Raw genomic sequence first — 24,871 nt, 5'->3', positions numbered from 1 at the left:
CCCTGGCCCGGCCGTGACCGGCACCCTGGAGTCTTACGCCGAGCTGGCCGCCCGGGTGCTCGCCGGGCCGCCGCTGGTCGGACGCAGCCGACTGGTGGCGGTCGACGGCCCGAGCGGCGCCGGCAAGACCCGGTTCGCCGGCCGGCTCGCCGCCGCTCTCGAAGAGGCCGCGACCACGCCAGCCGGTCCGGCCGGCACCGACCTGGCCGCTGGCCCGGCCCGAACCGACCTGGCCGCCGATCCGGCCCGCACCGACCCGGCCGCTGGTCCAGCCCGTCCCGACGTGGCCGCTGGTCGGGCCGGGCGCGCCACCCCGACCGGCGGTGCGGGCGGGCGGGTCGCGACCGTCGTGCACACCGACGACCTGCTCGACGGCTGGGACGACCAGCTCACCTTCTGGGACCGGCTGGAGGAGTCGGTGCTCGGACCGCTGCGCGCCGGCCGGCCCGGCACCTACCACCGCTACGACTGGCTGCGCGCGGAGTTCGGCCCGGACCTGGTCGTCGTCGACCCGGCGCCGGTCGTCGTCCTGGAGGGGTTCAGCGCCGCCCGGGCGGACGTGCGTCCCGAACTGAGCCTCGCCGTGTTCGTCGTCGCCCCGGCCGACCTGCGTCTCGACCGGGCGCTGTCCCGGGACGGCGCCGCCCTGCGGCCACACCTGGAACGGTGGCGCCGGACCGAGGACGTCCATTTCCGCGCCGACCGTACCGCCGACCACGCCGACCTGGTCGTCGACGGCGCGCCCGCGGTGCCGCACGACACCCGGCACTACGTCCGGATCGGGGGCGCGCGGTGGCCGGCGTGATCCCGGGACGGCGGGCGGATGCCCCGGCCCGCCGACGGGCGGGCGTCCCGGCCCGCCGACGGGCCGGGACTTCGGCCGGAACCGCCATCGGCGTAGACGCGCTGGCGTTGCTGGGGCACCATCGCAGGAAGCCCACCCAATGCCGAGTCGGGGAGCCACGATGACTGCGAGCGCACCATGACAGCCAGCGACGACACCGCGGCGGCCCCCGCCCGGCGCCGGGTGGCGCTGACCGGGATCAGCTCGCGCGCCTGGGAACACCCGGCCGACCGGGGCGCCCTGACCGCCCTGCGCGAACTGCGCGGCTTCGACGACGTGGTCAAGGCGTTCTTCGGGATGTGGAACGAGCGTGGCTTCCGGCTGTCGTATCTCGCGTCGGCGATCCGGGTCGACCACCGGCAGTACCCGCGGGTCTACCGCCTCTACACCGAGGCGGCCAGCACCCTCGACGTCCTCGAACTGCCGGAGCTCTTCGTCACCCAGTCGCCGATGCTCAACGCCCAGGCGATCGGCCTGGAAAAGCCGTTCATCGTGCTCAACACCGCCTGCGTGCACCAGCTCGACGACGAGGAGCTGCGGGCACTGCTCGGGCACGAGCTGGGCCACGTCCGCAGCGGCCACGCCGTCTACAAGACCATCCTGATGATCCTCACCCGCTGGGCGGCCAACCTGAGCTGGTTGCCGGTCGGCGCGATCGCCCTGCGCGCGATCATCGCGGCGATGATGGAGTGGTGGCGCAAGGCGGAACTGTCCGCCGACCGGGCCGGTCTCCTCGCCGGGCAGGACCCGGCGGCGTCGCTGCGGCTGCTGATGAAGCTCGCCGGCGGCGGCGACCTGACCCAGATCGACACCGCCGCGTTCCTGGAGCAGGCGGCCGAATACGAGAGCGGCGGGGACGTCCGCGACAGCCTGCACAAGCTGCGCATGACCGCCTGGAGCAGCCATCCCGTGCCGGTCGCCCGGGCCGCCGACCTGCGGCAGTGGATCGACTCCGGGGCGTACGGGCGGGTCCTCGCCGGTGACTACCCACGCCGTGACTCCGACTCGTCGGCGTCGGTGTCGGAGGAGATCAAGGCGGCCGCGGAGTCCTACCGCGAGGCGTTCGGGCGCTCCCAGGACCCGCTGGTCGGGCTGCTGCGCCGGCTCGGCGACGGGGCGAGCGACGTCGGCGAGTGGGCCGGCGGCGGGGCCGCCCGGGCCCGCTCCTGGCTCGGCGCGGCCGGTGAGGCGGCGGCCCGCGCCGCCCGCAAGCCCCGCACCCCGTCGGGCGGCTCCGAGGAAGGCCGCGACGCCTGGTCCGACGCCAGTGACGGACCTGGATGACCGGGCGAGCACGGCGGCACGATCGGTAAGGTTCGGCCTACGATCGCGGTCATGACCGCAACTATCTTCACCGAGTCCGAGCTGCGCGCGGCCGTCGCGCGTGAGCTGCCCGGCGTACGCGCCGATCTGGAGCGCCTGGTCCGGATACCGGGCATCGCCTTCGACGGTTTCGACCACTCCCACGTCGAGCGGTCCGCCGAGGCGGTGGCCGAGTTGCTGCGCGACCTGCGGCTCGACGTCAAGATCGTCCGTGCCGGCGGCGGGCAGCCGGCGGTCATCGGTCGCCGGGCCGCCCCGCCCGGCGCGCCGACTGTCCTGCTGTACGCCCACCACGACGTGCAGCCGGTCGGCGATCCGACGTTGTGGGAGAGCGAGCCGTTCGAGCCGACCGAGCGGGACGGCCGCCTCTACGGCCGCGGTGCCGCCGACGACAAGGCCGGCATCCTGGCCCACGTCGCCGCGCTGCGGGCGTTCGGCGACGACCTGCCGGTCGGCGTGGTGCTCTTCATCGAGGGCGAGGAGGAGTTCGGCTCCGACAGCCTCGAACAACTTCTCGCCGACCACCGCGACGAACTCACCGCCGACGTCATCGTCATCGCCGACTCCGGCAACTGGGACGTCGGCGTACCCGCGCTGACCACCTCGCTGCGCGGGATCGTCAACTGCTTCGTCGAGGTCCGCACCGGGCAGCACGCCATCCACAGCGGCATGTTCGGCGGTGCCGTGCCCGACTCGCTGACCGTGCTGTCCCGGCTGCTGGCGACGCTGCACGACGACGCCGGCGACGTGGCCGTCGACGGGCTGCTGGCCCGGGCGGCGGCGACCGTCGACTATCCCGAGGATCGGCTGCGGGCCGAGGCCGGCCTGCTCGACGGGGTGTCGTTCATCGGCACCGGGCGGCTCACCGACCGGATCTGGCACAAGCCCGCCCTGGCCGTGCTCGGCATCGACGCCCCGCCCACCAACGCCGCGCCGAACGCGCTGGTGCCGGCCGCGAAGGCGAAACTCTCCGTCCGGCTCGCGCCCGGCGACGACCCGAAGAAGGCGTACGCCGCCCTGAGCGCCCACCTGGAACGGCACGCCCCGTGGGGCGCCCAGGTCACGGTGACCATCGAACACGACGGGGCGCCGTGTGTGATCGACGCGTCCGGCCCGATGTTCGACGCGGCCCGGTCGGCGTTCCGCACCGCCTGGGACGGCACCGACCCGGTCGACATGGGGGTGGGCGGGTCGATCCCGTTCATCGCGACGTTCCAGGAGATGTTCCCCCGGGCGGCGATCCTGGTGACCGGGGTCGAGGACCCGCACGCCCGGGCGCACGGCCCGAACGAGAGCCTGCACCTCGGCGAGTTCGCCCGGGTCTGCCTGGCCGAGGCGCTGCTGCTGGCCAATGTCGCCGAGGTCGGCGTCCAGCCCTAGCACCGCGACGAGCCGTACGCCGGCCCGGGCGCACCGGGCGGCGTACGGCCCCGGCCGACTCAGAAAAGTCCTTGATCGATGGGGTGAAACTGCTGCGCGCCGGTTCGGCGGCACGCTAGGGTTTCGAACATGAGTTCTAACGAGGCCATTGCGCGGCTGGACGCCGCCGTCAGTGCTCTGGGGGACGTGCACGTCTCCGCGTGGTCCGACGAAACCCTTCAGGACCAGCTCGGCGAACTTTCCGCGGCACTCTGTGCCCTCGACGCCGTGCTGTCCCGGGTCGCCGACGAGGTCCGCGCCCGTGGGCTGCGGGTCGAGGAACCGCTCGCGGCCTGAGCCCGACACCGCCACGCCGGGCGACGACCGGCGACCGTACGCCCACGCCGGGCGACGACGACCGCATGCCAGGAACACCGGCGAACGCCCGGCGGCCGTTGTCCTTCGGGGCAGTCGTTACTGCCCCGAAGGCAGCCGGCGACGCATGCCGGCCGGGGGCGGCGGCGCGGCAGGGTGACCGCGTCGACTGTCGCCGAGCGAGAAGAGCGGTCATGACCTGGCGCGATCAATACTGGAAAGACGCGGCGCAGCGGTCCGCGAGGGGCTGATCCGACGGCATACCCGGAACAGGTGGCCGGGCCCCGAACCGGGCATGTTGTCACAGGTGGCTGCCACGATGGGCGGATGCGGTTCGTGGACCTGGCGGCCACCTCGGCGGCCGTACGAGCGATCTCCGGCCGGCGGGCCAAGACAGACCTGCTGGCCGCGGCCCTGCGCGACCTGGCCCCCGACGAGGTGCCGGCCGGCTCCGCCTACCTCGCCGGCGAGTTGCGGCAGCGGCAGACCGGCGTCGGCTACGCCAGCCTGCGCGACCTGCCCCCGCCGGCGGCCGAGCCGACCCTGACCGTGGCGTCCGTCGACGCCGCCATCGCCGAGATCGCCGAGGTCGCCGGCCCGGGCTCGCAGGCGCGGCGGCGCGACCTGCTCGCCGCGCTGTTCGCCACCGCCACCGCCGACGAGCAGCGACTCCTCGTCGGGCTCTTCGGCGGCGAACTGCGCCAGGGAGCCCAGGCCGGGCTGCTCGCCGACGCGGTCGCCCGGGCCGCCGGGGTGCCGGTCGCCGTCGTACGGCGGGCCCTGCTGCTCGCCGGTGACCTCAAGGCGGTCGCGGTCGCGGCGCTGGCCGGGGGAGAGCCGGCGCTCGCCGGGTTCTCGCTGCGGGTGGGGCGACCGCTGGCCCCGATGCTGGCGCAGAGCGCGGCCTCGGTCGACGAGGCGTTCGGCACCGTCGGCGGGCCCGCCGCCGTCGACGTCAAGCTCGACGGCATCCGGATCCAGGTGCACCGGTCCGGTGCCGACGTCGCCGTCTTCACCCGCAGCCTGGACGAGATCACCCCGCGGGTGCCGGAGGTGGTGGCGGCCGTACGCGCCCTGCCCGCCCGGGAGCTGGTGCTCGACGGCGAGGCCATCGCCCTCGACGCGACCGGTCGGCCGAGGCCGTTCCAGGAGACGTCCGCCCGGGCCGCGACCCGGGGCGCCCGGCGCGGGGTCACCGCCGGGATCAAGGGCGCCGGCCAGGCGAAGACCGGGGCCACCCCGGCCGCGTCGACGGGCGGCGCGCTGACGCCGTACTTCTTCGATCTCCTGCACCTCGACGGCACCGACCTGCTCGACGCACCCGGCCGGGACCGCTGGGCGGCGCTCGCCGACGCGGTCACCGCGCCGCTGCTGGTCGGCCGCGTCACGGTCGACTCCGTCGAGGCGGCGACCGCCGCCTTCTCCGCCGCGCTCGACGCCGGCCACGAGGGCGTCGTCGTCAAGTCCCCGGACGCGCCGTACGAGGCGGGCCGGCGCGGCGCCGCCTGGATCAAGGTCAAGCCGCGACACACCCTCGACCTCGTCGTGCTCGCCGTCGAGTGGGGCAGCGGCCGGCGCCAGGGCTGGCTGTCCAACCTCCACCTCGGCGCCCGCGACCCGGCCACCGGCGGGTTCGTCATGCTCGGCAAGACCTTCAAGGGGCTGACCGACGAGCTGCTGCGCTGGCAGACCGAACGGTTCCTCGGCCTGGCCGTCGAGCGCGGCGACTGGGTGGTGACCGTACGGCCCGAGCAGGTCGTGGAGATCGCGTTCGACGGGGTGCAGCGCAGCACCCGCTATCCGGGCGGCGTGGCGCTACGGTTCGCGCGGGTGGTCCGCTACCGCGACGACAAGTCCGCCGCGCAGGCCGACACCATCGACACCGTACGGGCGATCCACCGCGGCTGAGCCGGCCGGACCGTTCAGTCGCGGGAGCCGGCGACGGGCGGCGACACCGCCGCGACCTCCAGCCGGTCGCCGCGCGGCCGGCGCTTCCCGCTGCGGGTGTGCGCCTCCCGGCGGGCCACGTAGCCGTAGCCGACCAGCGCCATCCCGGCGAACAGCCACCACTGCACCACGTAGCCGCCGTTCTGCCAGTTGTTCTCGTGTCGGATCGGGATCGGGGTGAACGCCGGGTCGGCGGCCGGGGTCTGCTCGTCGACCAGCAGATACGCCCCGTACGTCGGGTGCGGCAGCTCGGCGGCCAGCTCCGGTACGCCGATCCGACGGGCCTCGATCCGCCCGTCCCGCTGGCTGACCGAACCCGCCATGCTCTCCGACAGGTGCACCCGCCCGACGACGGTCACCTCGCCCTCCGGCGTCGGCGGCAGTTCCGGCTGCGCGGCCGCGCCACCCGGCGCGGGCGGCACCCAGCCCCGGTCGACCAGCACCGCGGTCCCGTCGGCCAGCACCAGCGGTACGACGATCTCGAACCCGACCCGGCTCTCGACGGTGCGGGACCGCACCAGGACGACGTTGGCGCTGTCGTAGCGGCCGGTGACGGTGACCCTGGTCCACGCCGCGTCGGGGTGCGGAGCCGGGCCGGCCGTGCCGGCACCGGCGGGCGGCGCGAGGACATCGGTGAGCGGGACCGGATCGAGCCGGGCGGCCGCGTCGATCCGCTCGTTGATCGCCGACCGATCCTGGTAGCGACTCAACTGCCAGTTGCCGAGCATGACCATCACCACCGACGCGGCCAGCGTCAGCGCGAGTATGCCCAGCCAGCGCGGGGTCAGCAGGAACCGGTACACAGCACGAGGTTACCCGTGTGACCCGAGCCACTACTCTGGTGCCCGGATCGGCGCCCCCGCGTCGTTGCCCCTACCCGGTATGGTCGCCCGCGGCGGGCGGTCGCGTCGATACCGGGCGGCGGCCGGCAGCCGACTCCACACCCGATCCACGACAGCCGTAGCGGGGCTGTCCGATGACCTCGAGGAGCCGACGATGACCGCCGTACCACGCGTGGTGGTGAGCGCCCCGTCATCCGGCCACGGCAAGACGGCCGTCGCCGTCGGCCTGCTCGCCGCCTGCGCCGCCCGGGGGCTGACCGCCGCCGGATTCAAGGTCGGCCCCGACTACACCGACGCCGGCTATCTCGGGCTGGCGGCCGGCCGGGTCGGCCGCAACCTCGACCCCCGGCTGGTCGGCCCGCAGCGGGTCGCCCCGCTGTTCGCACACGGCAGCACGGGCGCCGACATCGCGGTCGTCGAGGGCACCATGGGCCTGTTCGACAGCCTCGCCGGCCGGGCCGAGAGCGACTCGACCGCCGGGGTGGCGTCGGTGCTGCGGGCGCCGGTCGTGCTCGTCGTTGACGTCGCCGCGATGGGCCAGTCGGTGGCCGCCCTGGTGCACGGCTTCCGGGCGTACGACGAACTGCTCTGGCTGGGCGGCGTGATCCTCAACCGGGTCGCGTCCGACCGGCACGAGCAACTGCTGCGCGACGCGCTGGAGGACATCGGCGTGCCGGTCTTCGGCGCGCTGCGTCGCCGCGACCTGCCCGCCGTCCTGCCGTCCCGCCAGCACGGCGTGGTGCCGATCGCGCACCGCACGGTCGAGGCACTGCGGGCCGTACGCCGGCTCGGCGAGGCCATCGCCGGTGCCGTCGACCTCGACCGCCTGCTGGCCGTGGCCCGGTCGGCACCGCGACTGTCCGGCGAGGCGTGGTCGGCCACCGCGTCGTTCGCCGACGCGCCGCCGCTGCCGGCCAACCCCGCCGGCCGCCGCCCGGTGGTCGCGGTCGCCGGCGGCTCCGCCCTGTCCTACGGATACGCCGAGACCGCCGAACTGCTCGCCGCGGCCGGGGCGACCGTGGTGGCCGTCGACCCGCTGGTCGACGAGGCCCTGCCGGCGGGGACCGACGCGCTGGTGATCGGTGGGGCGCTGCCGGAGACCTACGCCGAGGAACTGTCGGCCAACCGGCGGCTCTGCGCGGCCGTGGCCGAGCTGGCCCGGTCGGGCCGGCCGGTGCTCGCCGAGGGCGCCGGCCTGCTGTGGCTGGCCCGCGAGTTCGACGGCCGGCCGATGTGCGGGGTGTTGGACGCGACCGGGGTGAGCATGGACCAGATCGTGGTCGGCTACCGCGAGGCGACCGCACGGGCGTCGACGGCGGTCGCGCCGCTGGGCGCCCGGCTGACCGGTTACAAGCACCACCGCGGGGTGGTCAACCCGCGGGCCGGCCAGGCGCCGGCGTGGACCTGGGCCGCCGGGGCACCCGAGGGGTTCGTCTGGCGGCGGGTGCACGCGTCGCAGCTGACCCTGCACTGGGCCGGCAACCCGGAGATCGCGCACCGGCTGGTCGCGGCCTCGACGCCGACGTCGCCCGTACCGGCCCAGGGCGGCGCCCCGGCCCTGGCTCCGACCCCGGCTCCCGCCCCGGCGAACGGCGCCCCGGCGCTGGTGAAGTCCGGTCCCGCTGGTGCGGTGCCCGGCCCGGCCGTTCCGGTGTCGGGTCCGGCCGTTCCGGTGTCGGGCGCCGTGGCGTCCGGCCCGGCCCCGGTGTCGGGTCCGACGCCCCCGGCACCCGGCGCGGGCGACCCCACCGACGAGCCGACGGCGGACATCCGCCCGCCGGCCGCCGGTTCGGACACACCCGCCGCCACCGGCACACCCGCCCCGGGCAAGGGGGCGTCGCCGGCCGGCCCGGCCGAGGAACAGGCGTGAGCGGGCACGTCGCGGTCCGGCGGTTCCCGACGTTGACCGTGTCGGCGCCCCGGATGCACGTACGCCCCCTCGACGCCGGTGACGCCAAGGGGGTCACCGAGGTGTTCGCCGACAAGCAGACCCAGCGCTGGCTGCCGTTCCCGCGTGAGTACGGCCAGATCGAGGGCCTGGCCTGGTGCACCGAGATGGCCCAGGAGCGGCGGGACAGCGGCAGCGGCGACCACTACGGGGTGGTCCGGCGCGAGGACGACCGGCTGGTCGGCTGCCTGTGGACCAAGCGCACCGACTGGGTGGGCCGGGTGACCGAGGTGTCGTACGCCATGGCGCCGCACGCCCGCGGGTTCGGCATGGCGGCCGAGGCGGTCGACGCGCTGGCCATCGCGCTGATCCTGGAGCACGGCTTCCAGCGGATCGAGTTGCGGGTCGCGCCGGGCAACGTGGCGTCCCGGCGGGTCGCGGAGAAGGCCGGCTTCACCTACGAGGGCCTGCTCCGCAACGCGGGCCACGTGCACAGCGGCCGGGTCGACCTGGAGGTGTGGTCGTTCGTGGCGGCCGACCTGCGCTGATCGGGGACGAGACAGCGATACGCCGTCCGGCGGCCGGCTCCCGTGGGCACCGCCCGGGGCCGCCGTCAGCTGATGATGGCCGACGAGGGCGGCACGAAGTCGCGTACCGGCCGGTCCTTCAGGGCCTCCCGCAGGGTCGTCGCGACCGAGTCGATCGGCTTGTTCGACTGCCAGTCGCCGACCGCGTTGAACGGGTTGTCCGGATCGGCGATGAAGCTGGCGGCCGCCAGTTCCGGGGTGAAGCCGACGAACCACGCCGATCGGGTGCTGTCCGTCGTACCGGTCTTGCCGGCGACCGGCCGCCCGACCGTCCCGCGTACCGAGTCCGCGGTCGACCAGCCGCCGCAGGAGCCGGCGGCCGGGCGGTCGGCGACCGGGCAGCGGGCCGCGTCGGCCGCCGCCCGCGCGACGTCCTTGCTGACCTCCTGCCGGCACCGGGGCTTCGCCACGTCGACCTGTTCCCCCTGGGCGTTGGTGAACTTCGCCTGCGCGCCGTCGGGTCCCAGCACCGACAGCACCGGCATCGGCTCGCAGTAGAGCCCGTCACCGGCGACGGTGGCGTACGCGTTGGCCATCTCCAGCGGCGTCGCGTCGGACACCCCGAGGGTGAACGCGCCCCACCCCTTGGCCCGTTCCGGTGACGCCTGGTTGCGGTCGACGTCGGTCCGCCACCGCAGGCCGAGCCGTTCGGCCATCTTCACCACCTTGTCCGCGCCGACCGACTGTTCGAGCTGGACGAAGTACGTGTTGACCGACTGGCCGAACCCGGACCACATGGCGTGCCGGCCGGTCATCGCGGCGCTGGCGTTCGACGGGCACCAGTAGCCGCCGCAACTCGACGGGCCGCCGTCACCCGGATAGATGGACCGGATCCGGTACGGCGAGTTGTACGCCGTCGACAGCGGCTTGCCGGCGTCGAGGGCGGCGAGCATGGTGAACATCTTGAACGTCGAGCCGGCCTGGTAGCCGGGCATGTCGCCGCCGCCGAGCAGCGGGTTGACGGTGTTCGGATAGTTGCCCTTCATCCGGGCGCGTTTCTTGGGGTCGGAGTGGCTGCCGTTCTCGCTCTGGTCCAGCGAGTAGACGCGGTTGACCGCCATCGCCTTGACGCTGCCGCTGCCCGGCTCGACCAGGACGATGCCGTGGGCGAAGCGGCTGTCGACGGATTCCCGGCCGCTGACGTTGTCCTCCGCGATCTCCTGCACCTTCGGGTCGAGCGAGGTGACGATCGTGTAGCCGCCCCGGCGCAGTTTGTCCTCGCGTTCCAGCGGGTTGCCGCCGAACGCCGGCTGGGCGCCCCACCAGTTCTTGAAGTAGTCGCAGAAGAAGCCCCAACTGTTCTGCGCCTTCGCGATGGAGGCGCAGTCGTTGGGCGGGGTGGTCAGCTTCAGCGTGATCGGTTCGGCCTTGGCCTGCGCCGCGGCGTCCGGGGAGATGTAGCCGATGGCGGTCATCCGGTCGATGACGTAGTTGCGCCGCTCGGTGGCGGCCGCCTTGTCCCGGGTGGCCGGGTCGTACTCCGACGGGGCCTTGACCAGGCCGGCGAGGGTGGCCGCCTCGATGACGGTGAGGTCCTTCGGCAGCTTGGAGAAGAAGACCTCGGCGGCGGCGTAGATGCCGTAGGCGCGGTGCCCGAAGTACGCCGAGTTGAGGTAGCGCTCCAGGATCTCGGTCTTGGAGATCTGCTTCTCGAGTTCGGTGGCGAGCCGCATCTCGCGGATCTTGCGCCCGCTGGTCTGCTCGGTCGCGGCCTGCACCTCGACCGGGCTCTGGGCGCTGTCCCGCAGCGCCATCCGGACGTACTGCATGGTCAGCGTCGAGGCGCCCTGGGAGACCGCGCCGGACTGCTGGTTGGCGACGAACGCGCGGGCGATGCCCTTGGCGTCGACGCCGTTGTGCTCGTAGAACCGCGAGTCCTCGGAGGCGACGATGGCCTGCTGGATGTGCGGCGACATCTGGGAGATGGGGGTGTAGCGCCGGTGCTCCTCGTAGAACATCGTCAGCAGGGTCTTACCGTCGTTGGCGTAGACGTACGTGGTCTGTGCCGGGGGCACCGTACGCAGTTCGCGGGGCATGTTCTGGATGATCTCGGCGCCGGCCTTGGCGCCCAGCCCACCGATCGCGACCAGCGGATACGCGACGGCCGACACGACCACCCCGGCGATGAGACCGGCGCGGAGGAGGGGTGCGAGCCGTCCGAGAACATGAAGGGTGCGGTTCATCACCCTTTGAAGGTATGACAAATGCTGCTATGACCTGATTAAAAGGACCAAACAAGCCGCAGGTCAGCCGCCCCGTCGCACGGCCGGGAACACCGCCTCCCGCATGCTGTACCCCGACGGCGCCCGGCAGGGCGGAGGAAGGGTGGAAGGCGACCGATGACCGCCGAAGATCTGGCCCACCACGGCGACGCGGAGGCGACCCCCGGACTGGTCGACCTCGCGGTCAACGTCCGTCGCGACCCGATGCCGTCCTGGCTCGCCGAGCCGATCGCCGCGACCCTGCACGACCTCGCCGGCTATCCCGACGCCGGCCCCGCCACCGCCGCCGTCGCCGCCCGCCACCACCGGCCCGCCGCCGAGGTGCTGCTCACCGCCGGCGCCGCCCAGGGCTTCGTGCTGCTGGCCCAGGCGCTGCGCGACGCCCGCCGGCCGGTCGTGGTGCACCCGCAGTTCACCGAGCCCGAGGCGGCGTTACGGGCCGCCGGGCACCGGGTCGAGCGGGTCCTGCTGCCGGCCGGTACCGGCTTCCGGCTGGACCCCGCGCTCGTACCGCCCGACGCCGACCTCGTCTTCGTCGGCAACCCCACCAACCCGACCTCGGTGCTGCACCCCGCCGCCGACGTCGCCGCCCTGGCCCGGCCCGGCCGCGTCCTCGTCGTCGACGAGGCGTTCGCCGACACCACCGGGCCGGGCGAACCCGAGTCGCTCGCCAGTCGGCGCGACCTTCCCGGCCTGGTGGTGCTGCGCAGCCTCACCAAGACCTGGGGGCTGGCCGGGCTGCGGATCGGCTACCTGCTCGCCGCCGCCGACCTGATCACCCGGCTGGCCGCGGCGCAGCCGCTGTGGGCGGTGTCGACCCCCGCGCTCGCCGCCGCCACCGCCTGTGCCGGGCCCCGGGCGGTCGCGGCCGAGCGGGACATCGCGGTACGCCTCGCCGCCGACCGGGACCATCTGGTCGACCGCCTGCGGGCACTGCCCGGGGTGACCGTCGCCGGCCGGCCGGCGAGCGCGTTCGTGCTGATCAACGTCGCCGGCGCCGACCGGGTCCGGCTGGCGCTGCGCGAGCGCGGCTACGCCGTACGGCGCGGCGACACGTTCCCCGGTCTGGGCGCCGACTGGCTCCGCGTCGCCGTCAGGGACACTGCCACCACGGACGGCTTCGTCGCCACGCTCGCCGAGGTGCTCGCCGACACCGGCCCGGCCACCGGCGCCGGCCCCGGACGGCCCGACGGCCCCGACGGAAGGACTGAGGATGCGTGAGACCCTGGCGGCGATCCGGCCGCTGGACCCCGACGCGATGGCGGCGGCCCGCGCCCTGCACGCACGGCTGACCAAGCCGGCCGGCTCGCTCGGCACCCTGGAGGAGCTGTCGGTACGCCTCGCCGGCCTCGCCGGGACCTGCCCGCCCCCGCTGCCCGGGCCGGCCGCCGTCGGGGTCTTCGCCGGTGACCACGGCGTACACGCCCAGGGGGTCACCCCGTGGCCGCAGGAGGTGACCGCCCAGATGGTCACCAACATCCTCGCCGGCGGGGCCGTGATCAACGCCTTCGCCCGGCAGGTCGGCGCCCGGGTCACCGTCGTCGACGTCGGCGTCGCCGGTCCCGCCTCCGGGGCGGCCGGCGACGGCCCGCCGGCGAGCGGGCCGGAGGCGCCCGAGCTGGTCCAGGCCCGGGTCCGGGCCGGCACCCGGGACATGACGGTCGAGCCGGCCCTGACCCGTGACGAGGTCGCCGCCGCCGTCGCGGTCGGCATCGACACCGCCGACCGGCTGGTCGACGCCGGTGCCGGCCTCCTCGTCACCGGCGACATGGGCATCGCCAACACCACGCCGGCCGCCGCCCTCGTGGCCGCGTTCACCGGCGCCGACCCGCTCGACGTGACCGGCCGGGGGACCGGGATCGACGACGGCACGTACGAGCGCAAGGTGGCGGTGGTGCGGTCCGCGCTCGCCCGCCACGACCCGGACCCCGCCGACCCGGTCGGTGTCCTCGCGGCGGTCGGCGGGCTGGAGCACGCCGCCCTGGCCGGCTTCGTGCTGGCCGGCGCCGCCCGCCGGATACCGGTGCTGGTCGACGGGGTGATCGCGGCGGCTGGGGCGCTCACCGCGGCGGCCCTGGCCCCCGACGCGCGCGGGGCGATGGTCGCCGGGCACCGTTCGGCGGAGCCGGGCGCCACGGTCGCCCTGCGCCACCTGGGCCTCACCCCGCTGCTCGACCTCGGGATGCGGCTCGGCGAGGGCTCCGGCGCCATGCTCGCGGTGCCCGTCGTCGCCGCCGCCGTACGGGTGCTGCACGAGGTGGCCACCTTCGACTCGGCGGGGGTGTCGAGCAAGTGACCGATCCTGGCCTCTACCCGCTGGCGTTGCGCCTCGCCGGCCGTCGCGTACTGGTCGTCGGTGGCGGCGCGGTGGCCACCCGCCGGGTGCCGGCACTGCTCGACGCCGGCGCGGAGGTGCTGGTGGTGGCGCCCCGGCTGACCCCGGCCCTGCGGGCGTACGTCGACGCCGGCCGGGTGGGCTGGGCCGACCGGCGGTTCGAGCCGTCCGATGTGGACGACGTGTGGCTGGTGCAGGTGGCGGTCGACGACCCGGTGGCGGCGGCCGAGGTGAGCGCCGCCGCCGACGCCCGCCGCACCTTCTGCGTACGCGCCGACGACCGCTTCGCCGCGACCGCCTGGACGCCGGCGACCGCCCGGCACGGCAGCGTGACGGTGGCGGTGACGGCCGGCGGTGACCCGCGGCGGGCGGTGGCGATCCGTGACGCGATCCGCGACCGGCTCGCCGACGGCACGCTGCCGAGCAGCCACCTGCCGGTCGCCGGACAGGTGGCGCTGGTCGGCTCCGGGCCGGGCGACCCGGAACTGATCACCGTGAAGGGCCGGCGGCTGCTGGCCCGCGCCGACGTCGTGGTGGCCGACCGGCTGGTGCCGGGGCTGCTGCTCGACGAGCTCGGCCCCGACGTCGAGCTGGTCGACGCGTCCAAGATCCCGTACGGGCCGTCCCGCGCCCAGGAGGAGATCAACCGGATCATCGTCGACCGGGCCCTGGCCGGCCGTTTCGTCGTCCGGCTCAAGGGCGGCGACCCGTACGTCTTCGGCCGCGGCGGCGAGGAGGTGGTGGCCTGTGCCCGGGCCGGGGTGCCGGTCGTCGTCGTACCCGGGGTCACCAGCTCCATCGCGGCGCCGGCCGGCGCCGGCATCCCGGTGACCCACCGCGGCGTCGCGCACGAGTTCACCGTCGTCTCCGGCCACGTCGGCCCGGACGATCCGGCGTCGCTGGTCGACTGGCCGGCACTGGCCCGGATGCGGGGCACCCTGGTCGTGCTGATGGGGCTGAAGAACCTGCCGACGATCACCGCGACGCTCCAGGCACACGGCCGGTCGCCGAAGACCCCGGCGGCCGTGGTGCAGGAGGGTACGACCGGCGCCCAGCGGGTGCTGCGCTCGACGCTCGGCGAGGTGGCGCGGGCGGCGGTCGCCGAGGGCTTCCGGCCGCCGTCGGTCGTCGTCGTCGGCGACGTGGTGCACGCCCTCGACGCGGGCGACACCGCCGGCCCGGCCCGGGCCGGTGCCGCCGCCGGCAGCGGCATGTTCGGTGCCCCGGACGACGAAGGCGTGGGCGACGCGGGGTGACCCGCGCCGCCCACGCCTTCGCGTGGGTGTCTTCTCAGACCTTGACTTCGTCGTCCAGCAGCAGCGCGCACCGGATCAGGCCGAGGTGGCTGTATGCCTGCGGGTGGTTGCCCAGCCCGCGCTCGACCATCGGGTCGTACTGCTCCGGCAGCAGCCCGGTCGGGCCCGCCGTGTCGATCATCTGGGTGAACAGCTCCTCGGCGTCACCGCGCCGACCGGTGCGCAGGTAGGCCTCGATCAGCCACGCCGTGCAGATGTGGAAGCCGCCCTCCCGGCCCGGCAGGCCGTCGTCCCAGCGGTAGCGGTAGACGACCGGACCGCTGCGCAGGTCGGACTCGACCTTGAGCACGGTCGCGAGGAACCGGGGGTCGTCGTCGGGGAGCAGCCCGGACAGGCCGATCCACAGTGAGGACGCGTCCATCTCCTCGTCGCCGTACGCGACCGTGTAGGCGCCGGCACCCTCGTGCCAGCCGTGCTCCAGCACGTTCTGCCCGATCCGGTCCCGCAGCTCGACCCACTCCGGCCGGTCGCCGTCGCCGTGCCGCCGTACGACGTGCAGCGCCCGGTCGACGGTCATCCAGCACATGACCTTGGAGAAGACGTGGTGCCGCGGAGGGAGGCGGGCCTCCCACAGGCCGTGGTCGGGCTCGTGCCAGCGGCGTTCGACCGCCTGCACCATCGCCTCGATGACCCGCCACTCGTCCTCGCGTACCGAGCCGCGCGCGTCGGCGACGGCCGCCAGCAGGTCGGCGACCGGCCCGAACACGTCGAGCTGGAGCTGGTGGTTGGCGAGGTTGCCGACCCGGACCGGCCGGGAGCCGGCGTAGCCGGGCAGGGTGTCGATGACCGCCTCGGCGCCGAGTTCGTAGCCCTCGACGGTGTAGAGCGGGTGCAGCCGTTCGGGGTGGCCGCCGGTGCGCTCGATGCAGCCGTCGACCCAGCGCAGCAGCCCCTCGGCCTCCTCCAGCGAGCCGAGGTCGACCAGCGCACGGGCGGTCATCGCCGCGTCACGCAGCCAGCAGTAGCGGTAGTCCCAGTTGCGGACCCCGCCCACCTCCTCGGGCAGCGAGGTGGTGGCGGCGGCGAGGATCGAACCGGTCGCCTCGTGGCACAGCCCGCGCAGGGTGAGCGCGCTGCGCGTCACCAGGTCGCGGGCCTGGGCCGGCAGCTTCAGGCTGGCCACCCAGTCCCGCCACGGCTGCTCGGCCGCGTGCTGCCGGTCGTGCAGGGCGATGGCGTGGTGGTCGAGGCTGTGCGAGCCGAACCGCAGCTCCAGGGTGACCGAGCCGCCGGCCGACGACAGGTCGACGACGGCGCGGGCCGTGTCGTATCCGCCGTCCTCGGTGACCTCCCACTCGACGCCGGGGGAGTAGAGCGCCACCGGCTCGTTGGAGCCGAGCACCAGCAGGCCGTCGCCGACCGGCTGGAGGCGTACGGCGACCTGGCCGAACTCCGGTCGCGGGGCGAACTCGACGCGGGCCCGGCCGGAGCCGGTGAGCACCCGGATCAGGGTCGAGTCGCCGCCGGGGATGACGGTCTCGCCGGCGGCGCCGTCGGCGGCCGGGCAGTCGAGCCAGTCGGTGACGGTCAGCCCCGACCAGCGGGTCTCCACCGTCATCGTGCCGGGCCGGTAGCGCTGGCCGAGCGGCAGGCCGCCCCGGTCGGGAGCCACGCTGAAGTGGCCGGCCGGGGCGCCGCCGAGCAGGTCGGCGAAGATCGCCGACGAGTCCGGCTTGGGGTGGCACAGCCAGGTGACCCGGGCCTCCGGGGTGAGCAGGGCGACGGTACGCCCGTTGGCCAGCATCGAGTGCCGCTCGATCGGCACCGCCCGCTCGCCGAAGAGCCAGTTGCGCCGGGTCTCCAGCAGCAGGCCGAGCAGCCGGGCCGCCTCGACCGGGCTGTCGACGTGGAAGTCGGCCCGGGTCTCCCCGTCGCCGATCTTGATACCGACGTCGGGCCCGTGCAGGTTGCCGAACGCGTTCTCGTCGGTGACGTCGTCACCGAGGTAGAGCACGCCGCTGGCCGAGAGCTGGGTGCGGAGCTGGTCGATGGCCAGACCCTTGTGGGTGGCGATCACCGACAGCTCGATGACCTCCTTGCCCCGGGTGACCGTGACGTCCGGCCAGTTCACCGGGCCGGCCTCGACCGCGGCGACCACCTCTTGGCGGACCTGCGGGTCGGCGCCCCGGGTGTGTACGGCGATGCTCGCCGGCTTGCTCTCCAGCCGTACGCCGGGTCTGTCGGCGACGATCCGGCGCAGTTCGGCCCGCAGGCGGGTGCGGACCTCGACCAGTTCGGGGGACAGCCGCTCGACGAAACCGATGTCGAACTCGGAGCCGTGGCTGCCCACCAGGTGCACCTCGCTGGGCAGCCGGGAGAGCGTGGCCAGGTCACGCAGCGCCCGACCGGAGACCACGGCGACGGTGGTCTGCGGCAGGGCGGCCAGCGCCCGGATCGCGGCGACCGACTCGGGCAGCGGGACGGCCTTGCTCGGGTCGGTCACGATCGGCGCCAGGGTGCCGTCGTAGTCGCAGGCGACCAGCAGGATGGGCAGGCGGGCGATGCGGCCGATGGCGGCGCGTAGCGCCGGGTCCATCAGGTCGGCCTGGCGCGGACCCGCCTCCAGGACAGAAGTGTTCACGCCGCCTCCGTCTCGGGCACCCCGAGCTCGTTGAGGAAGGACCGGGCCCACTGGCCCACGTCGTGGGTCCGCAGGTGCCGCTGCATGATCCGCATCCGGCGGCGGGCCTCCACGTTGTCGACGTGCACGGCCCGCAGCAGCGCGTCCTTGACGCCTTCGGGGTCGTGCGGATTACAAAGAAAAGCCTGGCGCAGCTCCGTTGCCGCGCCGGCGAACTCGCTGAGCACGAGCGCGCCGCCACTGTCGGCGCGCGATGCGACGTACTCCTTGGCCACCAGATTCATTCCGTCTCGAAGCGGGGTCACCATCATGACGTCGGCGGCGCAGTAGAGCGCCGCCAGTTCACTGCGAGAGTACGACTGGTGGAGGTAATGCACAGCAGGCACGCCGACACGGCCGAATTCGCCATTAATCCGACCAACTTCGCGCTCTACCTTTACCCGTAGGGCCTGGTAGTGCTCGACCCGCTCGCGGCTCGGTGTGGCGACCTGCACCATAACCGCGTCGGGAACTGTCAGCTTTCCGTCAGAGAGCAGCTCCCGGAACGCCTTCAGTCGAAGCTCGATCCCCTTGGTGTAGTCCAGCCGGTCGACGCCCAGGATCACCGTCTTCGGATCGCCCAGCTCGGCCCGGATCTGCTTGGCCCGGGCCTGGACAGCCGGGTCGGACGCCATCCGCTCCATCTCGGCGACGTCGATCGAGATCGGGAACGCGCCCGCCTTGACCGTCCGGCCGTCGACCTCGATCGTCTGCCCCGAGTAGCGCAGGCCGAGCAGGTGGCGGGCCAGCCGCACGAAGTTCTGCGCCGCCAGCCGCTGCTGGAATCCGACCAGATCGGCGCCGAGCAGACCGCGCAGCACCTCGGCCCGCAGCGGCATCTGCATGAACAGCTCGATCGGCGGGAACGGGATGTGCAGGAAGAAACCGATCCGCAGGTCGGGCCGCAACTCGCGGAGCATCGCCGGCACCAGTTGGAGTTGGTAGTCCTGCACCCAGACCGTGGCACCCTCGGCCGCCGCGTCGGCCGCGGCCTCCGCGAACCGCGCGTTGACCAGCCGGTACGCCTCCCGCCAGCGGCGCTTGTAGGCCGGCGTCTCCACCGCGTCGTGGTAGAGCGGCCAGATCGTGGCGTTGGACTGGCCCTCGTAGTAGCGTTCGAGTTCGTCGGCGCTCAACGGCACCGGATGCAGGTGGATGCCCTCCACCTCGAAGGGTTCCGGTGCGGCGCCCACCCCACCGGCCCAGCCGACCCAGGTCCCCTTGTGCTGGGCCAGCACCGGGTGCAGGGCGGTTACCAGACCACCCGGACTCCGCCGCCATTGCCGGCCCTCGGGTGTGTTGACCTCGTCGACGGGCAGGCGGTTGGCTACGACCACGAATGAGCTGCGAACCGTCACGCTCCGTACACCTCCGGTGATTACGGGTCTCGCGGAGAGCCTACTTCGCGCGGTTGGTCCGCCGGCGTCCCCGGTTGTCTTTGGTGCCCAGCCCGCCGCGACCGTCAAACCCGCAGGCCGTACCCCTGATTGTGGGGCCTGCGTCACCCGGCGTCTGCGGTCTGCGCCACGCTCCGGGGCCGGCATTCGGCACCCGCGGGGTGGATTGCCGGCGGATGGCACGCTGAGACCGTGTCAGTCTTCGATACCGACCGGCCGCGCGGAGCGTGGCTCGGCCCGCTCGCCATCGCGGTCGTCCTGCTCGCCGTGATCGGCGGCGCCGTGGGTTTCCTGTTGGCCAACACCGGTGGCGACGAGGGGCGCGGGACGGGCGCCGGCCCGGGGCCGACGGTGAGCCCGACCCTGGTCGCCGAGGCGCCCGACACCCCGACAGACGCCCCGGACCCGACGTACGCCACGACCCCGGCCGGGCAGCCGGTCCGCACGACGGCGGCCGGGCACGGCCGCCCGACGACCTGTCCGGCGCACACCGGGACCCTGGCCAGGGAGGCGGGCTCGGCCGGCGACCTGTCGCTCACCCTCTACCTGCGCACCCGGCACTCCGAGGTGTGGATCTGCACCGACCGGCACGGCACGCTGTTCTACCAGGGCCACTCCGGGCAGCCGGGGGAGAAGCTGGTCGAGGGCCGCAACGCGCTGTTCCTCACCGACGTCTCGGCGGCCGGCGGCGGCTACCTGGCGACCAACCACACCGGCCGGGGGACCACCCGCTACCTGGTGACCGCCGACAAGCTGGTGATCGAGCACGAGGGTGGCGGGACGGAGACCCAGGCCGCGATCTGACCTGGCTGTCGGGGTGATGTGCGTCCACCGGCCCCGACCTGTCAGGATTGACGACGGCGTTCGCCGACTTTCGCAGCGATTCTGGAGGTAGGCCGCACCGTGGCCCAGTACATCTACGTCCTGGAGAAGGCCCGCAAGGCGCACGGCGACAAGGTCGTGCTCGACAACGTGACGCTCAGCTTCCTGCCGGGCGCCAAGATCGGCGTGGTCGGCCCGAACGGCGCGGGTAAGTCCAGCCTGCTCAAGATCATGGCTGGTCTGGACCGACCGAGCAACGGCGAGGCCCGCCTCATGCCCGGCTACACCGTCGGCATGCTGGCCCAGGAGCCGCCGCTCAACGACGCCAAGACCGTCCTCGGCAACATCGAGGAGGCGGTCGCGGAGACCAAGGCCAAGCTGGAGCGGTTCAACAAGATCGCCGAGCAGATGGCGACCGACTACTCCGACGAGCTGATGGAGGAGATGGGCAAGCTCCAGGAGGAGCTCGACCACGCCGACGCGTGGGACATCGACTCCAAGCTCGAACTCGCCATGGACGCGCTGCGGTGCCCGCCGCCGGACGCCGACGTCACCCAGCTCTCCGGCGGTGAGCGCCGCCGGGTCGCGCTGTGCAAGCTCTTGCTGGAGGCGCCCGACCTGCTGCTGCTCGACGAGCCGACCAACCACCTCGACGCCGAGAGCGTGCAGTGGCTGGAGCAGCACCTGGCCAAGTACGCCGGCACCGTCATGGCGATCACCCACGACCGCTACTTCCTCGACAACGTCGCCGGCTGGATCCTCGAACTCGACCGCGGCCGGGCCATCGGCTACGAGGGCAACTACAGCACCTACCTGGACAAGAAGGCCCAGCGGCTGGCGGTGCAGGGGCGCAAGGACGCCAAGATGCAGAAGCGGCTCGCCGACGAGCTGGAGTGGGTCCGCTCCAACGCCAAGGCGCGGCAGACCAAGTCCAAGGCCCGCCTCGACCGCTACGAGGAGATGGCCAACGAGGCCGAGAAGACCCGCAAGCTGGACTTCGAGGAGATCCAGATCCCGCCGGGCCCGCGGCTGGGCAACACGGTCATCGAGGTCGACGACCTGACCAAGGGCTTCGACGGGCGGGTGCTGATCAACGACCTCAGCTTCTCGCTGCCGCGTAACGGCATTGTTGGCATCATCGGCCCCAACGGCGTCGGCAAGACCACCCTGTTCAAGACCATCGTCGGGCTGGAGCAGCCGAACGACGGCTCGGTCAAGGTCGGCGAGACCGTCAAGCTGTCGTACGTCGACCAGAACCGGTCCGGCCTCGACGGCGACAAGACGGTGTGGGAGGTCGTCTCCGACGGGCTCGACCACCTGATGGTCGGCAAGGTCGAGATGCCGTCCCGGGCCTACGTGGCCGCCTTCGGCTTCAAGGGCCCCGACCAGCAGAAGCCGACCAAGGTGCTCTCCGGCGGCGAGCGCAACCGGCTCAACCTCGCGCTGACGCTGAAGATCGGCGGCAACGTGATCCTGCTCGACGAGCCGACCAACGACCTCGACGTCGAGACGCTGTCGTCGCTGGAGAACGCGCTGCTGGAGTTCCCCGGCTGCGCTGTGGTCATCTCCCACGACCGGATGTTCCTCGACCGGGTCGCGACGCACATCCTGGCCTGGGAGGGCACCGAGGAGAACCCGTCGAACTGGTTCTGGTTCGAGGGCAACTTCGAGGCGTACGAGAAGAACAAGGTCGACCGGCTCGGCGCCGACGCCGCCCGGCCGCACCGGGTGACGTACCGGAAGTTGACGCGTGACTGACCGGTTCGTCTACCACTGCGCCCTGCGCTGGTCCGACCTCGACGCGTACGGCCACATCAACAACGCCCGGTTCCTCACCCTCTATGAGGAGGCCCGGGTCGCGCTGATGTTCATCGGCGGGCGGGCCTGGGGGGTCGGCTCGTTTGCCGACGGCGTGGTGATCGCCCGGCACGAGGTCGACTACCTGCGGCCGGTCGACTACAGCACCGCCCGGACGACCGCCGACCAGCCGCCGACGGTCCGCATCGAGCTGTGGGTGGAGGACGTCCGGGCATCCCGGTTCACCATCGCCTACGAGCTGTTCGACGGCGAGGTGCTGGCCAGCCGGGCCCGCTCCGTGCTGGTGCCGTTCGACCTTGCCGCCAAGCGGTCCCGGCGGCTGTCCGACGACGAGCGGGAGTTCCTGCGGCCGTACGTCCTCGAGCCGCCGGTGCCCACCACGTCCGGTCGGTCGTAGTGGCGGGGACGGGTCACGGGTTGGCCGCCGGCGGTGACGCGGCGGCCTTCCTGGCCCGGCTGACCCGGCTCGACCGGGCCGCCGTCGTACGGCTGCGGCCGGTCCCGGCCGGCGACGGCCCGGCGGTGACCGCGCTGTGGGGGTGGCTGCCCTGGTCGGTGCTGGTGACCCGGGTGGTTGCCGGCGCCGTCCCCGGCGACGCGACGGTTGTCGCCGCCGACCTGCTGGCCGAGCTGGGCCGCGGCGGCGGCGACCTGCCGGCCCGGTGCGACGCCCGCTGGCGGTGGCCGCTGCCGCCGCCGGCGAGCCGGGTGGTGGAGACGATGGCCGGTGCCGACGTACGGCGGGTGGCCGATGCCGCCGCCGGCACGCTGCGTGCCGCGTCGACCGCCGGGGTGGGCGGCCGGGCGGTGGGGCAGCGGGCGCTGCGCGACGCCCTGCTCGACCACGTCGCGGTCGTGGTGGAGCACGGGCCGGTCGACGGCACCGGGCCGGGCCGGGTGGAGGTGCCGCAGCGACTCGTCCAGGCGGTGGTCCGGATGGGCTTCCTCGGCACCGTCGACACCACCGTCGAAAGCCCCGTCCGGGTACGTCTCGCCGGTCGATGGATCGGCCTCGCGGCACCTTTTGGGACCGCCTGGTTGCCCCCGGTGCAGCAATTTGCGATAAGTCCGACCAGACATCGTCCGAAAGTATGAGACGGCGTGGGCCGTTTGGGTTTCTGGTGTCGTTGGGGGGATGCCCTCTGTCGGCTATCCGGGTACCGTCTTGCCTCGGGCCGAACGCAAAGTAGGCGATTGGATCCGCTGGGGAGCGAGGTGCACAAGCTATGCCGTGGTGGTCATGGCGCCCCGGCCACGCCGGTGGCGTAGAGCCGGAGACCCGGAGCAGGATCGCAGAGGACGGCAACATCAGGGTAGGGCCACCGGCACAACGGGAACCCGCCCACGACCGCGCGTCCACCGAACGGACGCTCACGAAGGACATGCCCACGACCGTCGCGCCGGTGACCCTCTGCCGAATCGGTGAGGCGCTGGATCTGCTCGACATCCGCTACCTGGCCGACGGCTACGGCAGCCTGCTGGCCATGTGGGAGCGGCACGCCGTGCTCTTCGCCCTCGAAGGGCCGGAGGACGAGATCCTGGTCATGCGGGCCCGCCCGCACTCGACCGTCCCGCCCGACTGGGCCGACCGCGCCTACCGCGTGGTCAACGAATGGAACCTCGCCGGCCGGTTCGGCAAGGCCTACGTCGGTGACCCCACCGAACGCGGCCAACTGCCGGTCTACGCGGAGATCCAGGTACCGCTGCGCGCCGGCGCCCACGACGCGCTGCTCGTCGAGATGGTCGACTCCGGGCAGACCATGTCGGCCGCGTTCGTCGACTGGCTGCACGACGAGGGTGCCCTGCTCTGATCTGACCCTCGACCCCCTCGTGGCACCGGCCGGCCGCCCACCCCCGCCAGGCGACCGACCGGCCACGAGGGCGGGGGTGCCGGCCTCGGCCGCTCGCTCACGGCATGGGGAACATGCCGATCCGGCCGTGGTACTCCCGACCCAGCTGGTCGGTGTCCGAGCCGACCCAGAGCCCCTTCGGCGTGGCGAGGAACGCGCGCACCCCGACCCCACGGCTACGGGTCGGGTTCCACGGCAGTGCCTTGCCCGAACGCGGGTCGATCGCGCCGATACCCGGCCGGGACACCGCACCCGGACCGGCCGACTTGTCGCCGTACGGGTTGTCCAGCCAGCGCTGGTGACCGCCCACGTACACGGCACTGCCGGTGACGGCGACCGAGTAGAGCGTGTTGCCGCCGGTGTGGTTGATCCACGTCGGGTTGTGCCGGCCGGTGCCGGTGGTCTCGAAGCGGGCGGCGGTGTTGCACAGCCGGCCCGGACCGGAGTCGTGGCCGGTGGTCACCACCACCAGGTAGGAGCCGTCCGGCGCGAAGTCGACGCCGCGCAGGTAGGTGGCGTAGTCGCCGTCGCAGGTCTGCCGGTAGGCGTCGGTGTACCAGTTGGCGAGCACCGCGTTCGGGCCGCCGGTCTCCAGCATGACCAGTTGCGGGCGGGCCACCCCGCGTACGTGGGTGATCGCACCGGCCAGGACGAGCCGGTTCCCGTCGGGGGAGAGGGCGAGGTCCTCGACCCGTATCCGGGGCAGGCCCTGCCCGGTGAGCGCGGCGTCGAAGCCGGCGTCGACGGCGCCGGTGGTCGCGTCGAGGCGGGCCAGCGCGGTCCGGTTCACCCCGCTGACCTGGCTGAAGGTGCCGCCGGCGTAGAGCCGGGCACCGGAGACGGCCAGGGCGCGTACGTCACCCCAGTTGATGCTCGCGGCGAACCCCGGGACGCGGGCGCCGTCGGCCAGCGACAGCCGGGCCAGCCCGCGCTGGTGGACCCCGTTGACCGTACGGAAGGCGCCGCCGGCGTAGATGGTTCCGTCGGCGCCGGGGGCGAGGGCGTACACCGGGCCGTCGAGGCGGGGCGCGAAGGACCGCACGGTGCCGTCGCCGGCGTCGAAGGCGAGGAGGTACTGGCGGCGCTGGGGATTGCGGCGGTCGCTGTCGGTCACGGCGGTGAAGTCGCCGCCGACGACGACGGTGTCACCGACCACCGTGATGGCCCGGACGGTTCCGTCGAGGATGTGCGGCGTCCAGTCGACCGGGTCGTCGGACACGACGGTGGGGTGTGCCATGTCGGCGACGGCGGGCAGTACGCCGGCGAGGCCGGAGACGGCCAGCACGGTGGCGGCTGCGATGAGGCGGCGGCGCATGGGGTGGGGGA

General features: G+C 73.7%; 19 protein-coding genes and 1 pseudogene. 15 read left to right on the top strand and 5 right to left on the bottom strand.

The genetic code is table 11. The features are described 5' to 3' along the window. Nucleotides 1–13: 13 nt before the first annotated feature. The 5 genes from AB0I42_RS30205 to AB0I42_RS30185 all read left to right on the top strand — a co-directional run bounded on the left by AB0I42_RS30205 (nt 14) and on the right by AB0I42_RS30185 (nt 5,809). Entirely contained in the window at nt 14–805 is a 792-nt protein-coding gene (locus AB0I42_RS30205) for a hypothetical protein (RefSeq protein ID WP_357542582.1), read from the top strand. Nucleotides 806–982: 177 nt separating this feature from the next. Further along, nucleotides 983–2,128, top strand: coding sequence for a M48 family metallopeptidase (locus tag AB0I42_RS30200; RefSeq protein ID WP_357542580.1), 1,146 nt, complete (start codon nt 983–985; stop codon nt 2,126–2,128). Between the two features lie 51 nt (nt 2,129–2,179). After that, a complete protein-coding gene (locus tag AB0I42_RS30195) occupies nt 2,180–3,547 on the top strand; it encodes a dipeptidase (RefSeq protein ID WP_357542578.1) in 1,368 nt (455 codons plus the stop codon). A gap of 129 nt (nt 3,548–3,676) precedes the next feature. Then, entirely contained in the window at nt 3,677–3,883 is a 207-nt protein-coding gene (locus AB0I42_RS30190; protein WP_357542576.1) for a hypothetical protein, read from the top strand. A 345-nt stretch (nt 3,884–4,228) separates the two neighbouring features. Next, a complete protein-coding gene (locus AB0I42_RS30185; RefSeq protein ID WP_357542574.1) occupies nt 4,229–5,809 on the top strand; it encodes an ATP-dependent DNA ligase in 1,581 nt (526 codons plus the stop codon). 14 nt (nt 5,810–5,823) lie between these two features. On the opposite strand, the gene AB0I42_RS30180 is transcribed toward AB0I42_RS30185, so the two are convergent. Then, nucleotides 5,824–6,651, bottom strand: coding sequence for an SURF1 family protein (locus tag AB0I42_RS30180; RefSeq protein WP_357542572.1), 828 nt, complete (start codon nt 6,649–6,651; stop codon nt 5,824–5,826). Between the two features lie 193 nt (nt 6,652–6,844). Between AB0I42_RS30180 and AB0I42_RS30175 the strand changes: the two genes are divergently transcribed. Together AB0I42_RS30175 and AB0I42_RS30170 are read left to right on the top strand one after the other, a co-directional pair. After that, entirely contained in the window at nt 6,845–8,560 is a 1,716-nt protein-coding gene (locus tag AB0I42_RS30175; RefSeq protein WP_357542570.1) for a cobyrinate a,c-diamide synthase, read from the top strand. Then, the gene (locus AB0I42_RS30170) at nt 8,557–9,126 is read left to right on the top strand and encodes a GNAT family N-acetyltransferase (protein WP_357542568.1); all 570 of its coding nucleotides are present in this window, start codon (nt 8,557–8,559) and stop codon (nt 9,124–9,126) included. The genes AB0I42_RS30175 and AB0I42_RS30170 overlap by 4 nt, the downstream gene beginning before the upstream one ends. 65 nt (nt 9,127–9,191) lie before the next feature. Here AB0I42_RS30170 and AB0I42_RS30165 read toward each other — a convergent pair whose 3' ends face one another. Beyond that, nucleotides 9,192–11,348: a transglycosylase domain-containing protein gene (locus tag AB0I42_RS30165; protein ID WP_357542566.1), complete on the bottom strand. Its 2,157-nt coding sequence runs from the start codon at nt 11,346–11,348 to the stop codon at nt 9,192–9,194. A 156-nt stretch (nt 11,349–11,504) separates the two neighbouring features. On the opposite strand from AB0I42_RS30165, the gene cobC reads away from it, so the two are divergent. The 3 genes and pseudogenes from cobC to cobA form a co-directional block, all read left to right on the top strand. Next, nucleotides 11,505–12,608, top strand: coding sequence for an Rv2231c family pyridoxal phosphate-dependent protein CobC (gene cobC / locus AB0I42_RS30160; RefSeq protein ID WP_357542564.1), 1,104 nt, complete (start codon nt 11,505–11,507; stop codon nt 12,606–12,608). Then, entirely contained in the window at nt 12,601–13,683 is a 1,083-nt protein-coding gene (gene cobT, locus AB0I42_RS30155) for a nicotinate-nucleotide--dimethylbenzimidazole phosphoribosyltransferase (RefSeq protein ID WP_357542562.1), read from the top strand. The genes cobC and cobT overlap by 8 nt, the downstream gene beginning before the upstream one ends. After that, a pseudogene (cobA, locus tag AB0I42_RS30150) lies at nt 13,680–14,882 on the top strand (uroporphyrinogen-III C-methyltransferase); the annotation flags it as partial. The gene cobT and the pseudogene cobA, both read left to right, overlap by 4 nt. 130 nt (nt 14,883–15,012) lie before the next feature. Here the strand turns inward: cobA and otsB are convergent. Beyond that, a complete protein-coding gene (gene otsB / locus AB0I42_RS30145) occupies nt 15,013–17,574 on the bottom strand; it encodes a trehalose-phosphatase (RefSeq protein ID WP_357542657.1) in 2,562 nt (853 codons plus the stop codon). A gap of 41 nt (nt 17,575–17,615) precedes the next feature. Continuing rightward, nucleotides 17,616–19,016 (bottom strand): trehalose-6-phosphate synthase, encoded by a 1,401-nt coding sequence (locus tag AB0I42_RS30140; RefSeq protein ID WP_357542560.1) that lies wholly within the window; start codon nt 19,014–19,016, stop codon nt 17,616–17,618. 231 nt (nt 19,017–19,247) lie between these two features. Here AB0I42_RS30140 and AB0I42_RS30135 point away from each other — a divergent pair, with 231 nt between their 5' ends. The 5 genes from AB0I42_RS30135 (at nt 19,248) to AB0I42_RS30115 (ending at nt 23,506) form a co-directional block, all read left to right on the top strand. Beyond that, entirely contained in the window at nt 19,248–19,859 is a 612-nt protein-coding gene (locus tag AB0I42_RS30135; protein ID WP_357542558.1) for a hypothetical protein, read from the top strand. Nucleotides 19,860–19,958: 99 nt separating this feature from the next. Then, complete coding sequence (gene ettA / locus AB0I42_RS30130) at nt 19,959–21,635, top strand: energy-dependent translational throttle protein EttA (RefSeq protein WP_357542556.1); 1,677 nt, start codon at nt 19,959–19,961, stop codon at nt 21,633–21,635. Beyond that, nucleotides 21,628–22,092, top strand: a complete 465-nt coding sequence (locus AB0I42_RS30125) for a thioesterase family protein (RefSeq protein WP_357542554.1) — start codon at nt 21,628–21,630, stop codon at nt 22,090–22,092. The genes ettA and AB0I42_RS30125 overlap by 8 nt, the downstream gene beginning before the upstream one ends. Beyond that, the gene (locus AB0I42_RS30120) at nt 22,092–22,790 is read left to right on the top strand and encodes a hypothetical protein (RefSeq protein WP_357542552.1); all 699 of its coding nucleotides are present in this window, start codon (nt 22,092–22,094) and stop codon (nt 22,788–22,790) included. The genes AB0I42_RS30125 and AB0I42_RS30120 overlap by 1 nt, the downstream gene beginning before the upstream one ends. Nucleotides 22,791–22,921: 131 nt before the next feature. Then, nucleotides 22,922–23,506, top strand: a complete 585-nt coding sequence (locus AB0I42_RS30115; RefSeq protein ID WP_357542550.1) for a YbjN domain-containing protein — start codon at nt 22,922–22,924, stop codon at nt 23,504–23,506. Nucleotides 23,507–23,603: 97 nt separating this feature from the next. On the opposite strand, the gene AB0I42_RS30110 is transcribed toward AB0I42_RS30115, so the two are convergent. Next, nucleotides 23,604–24,860 (bottom strand): delta-60 repeat domain-containing protein, encoded by a 1,257-nt coding sequence (locus AB0I42_RS30110; RefSeq protein ID WP_357542548.1) that lies wholly within the window; start codon nt 24,858–24,860, stop codon nt 23,604–23,606. Nucleotides 24,861–24,871: the final 11 nt, after the last annotated feature.

This window comes from Polymorphospora sp. NPDC050346 (assembly GCF_040655695.1).
GTDB classification, from domain to species: domain Bacteria; phylum Actinomycetota; class Actinomycetes; order Mycobacteriales; family Micromonosporaceae; genus Polymorphospora; species Polymorphospora lycopeni.
The sequence above is the reverse complement of the archived record's forward strand: the minus strand, read 5'-3'. Positions and strand labels throughout refer to the sequence as shown.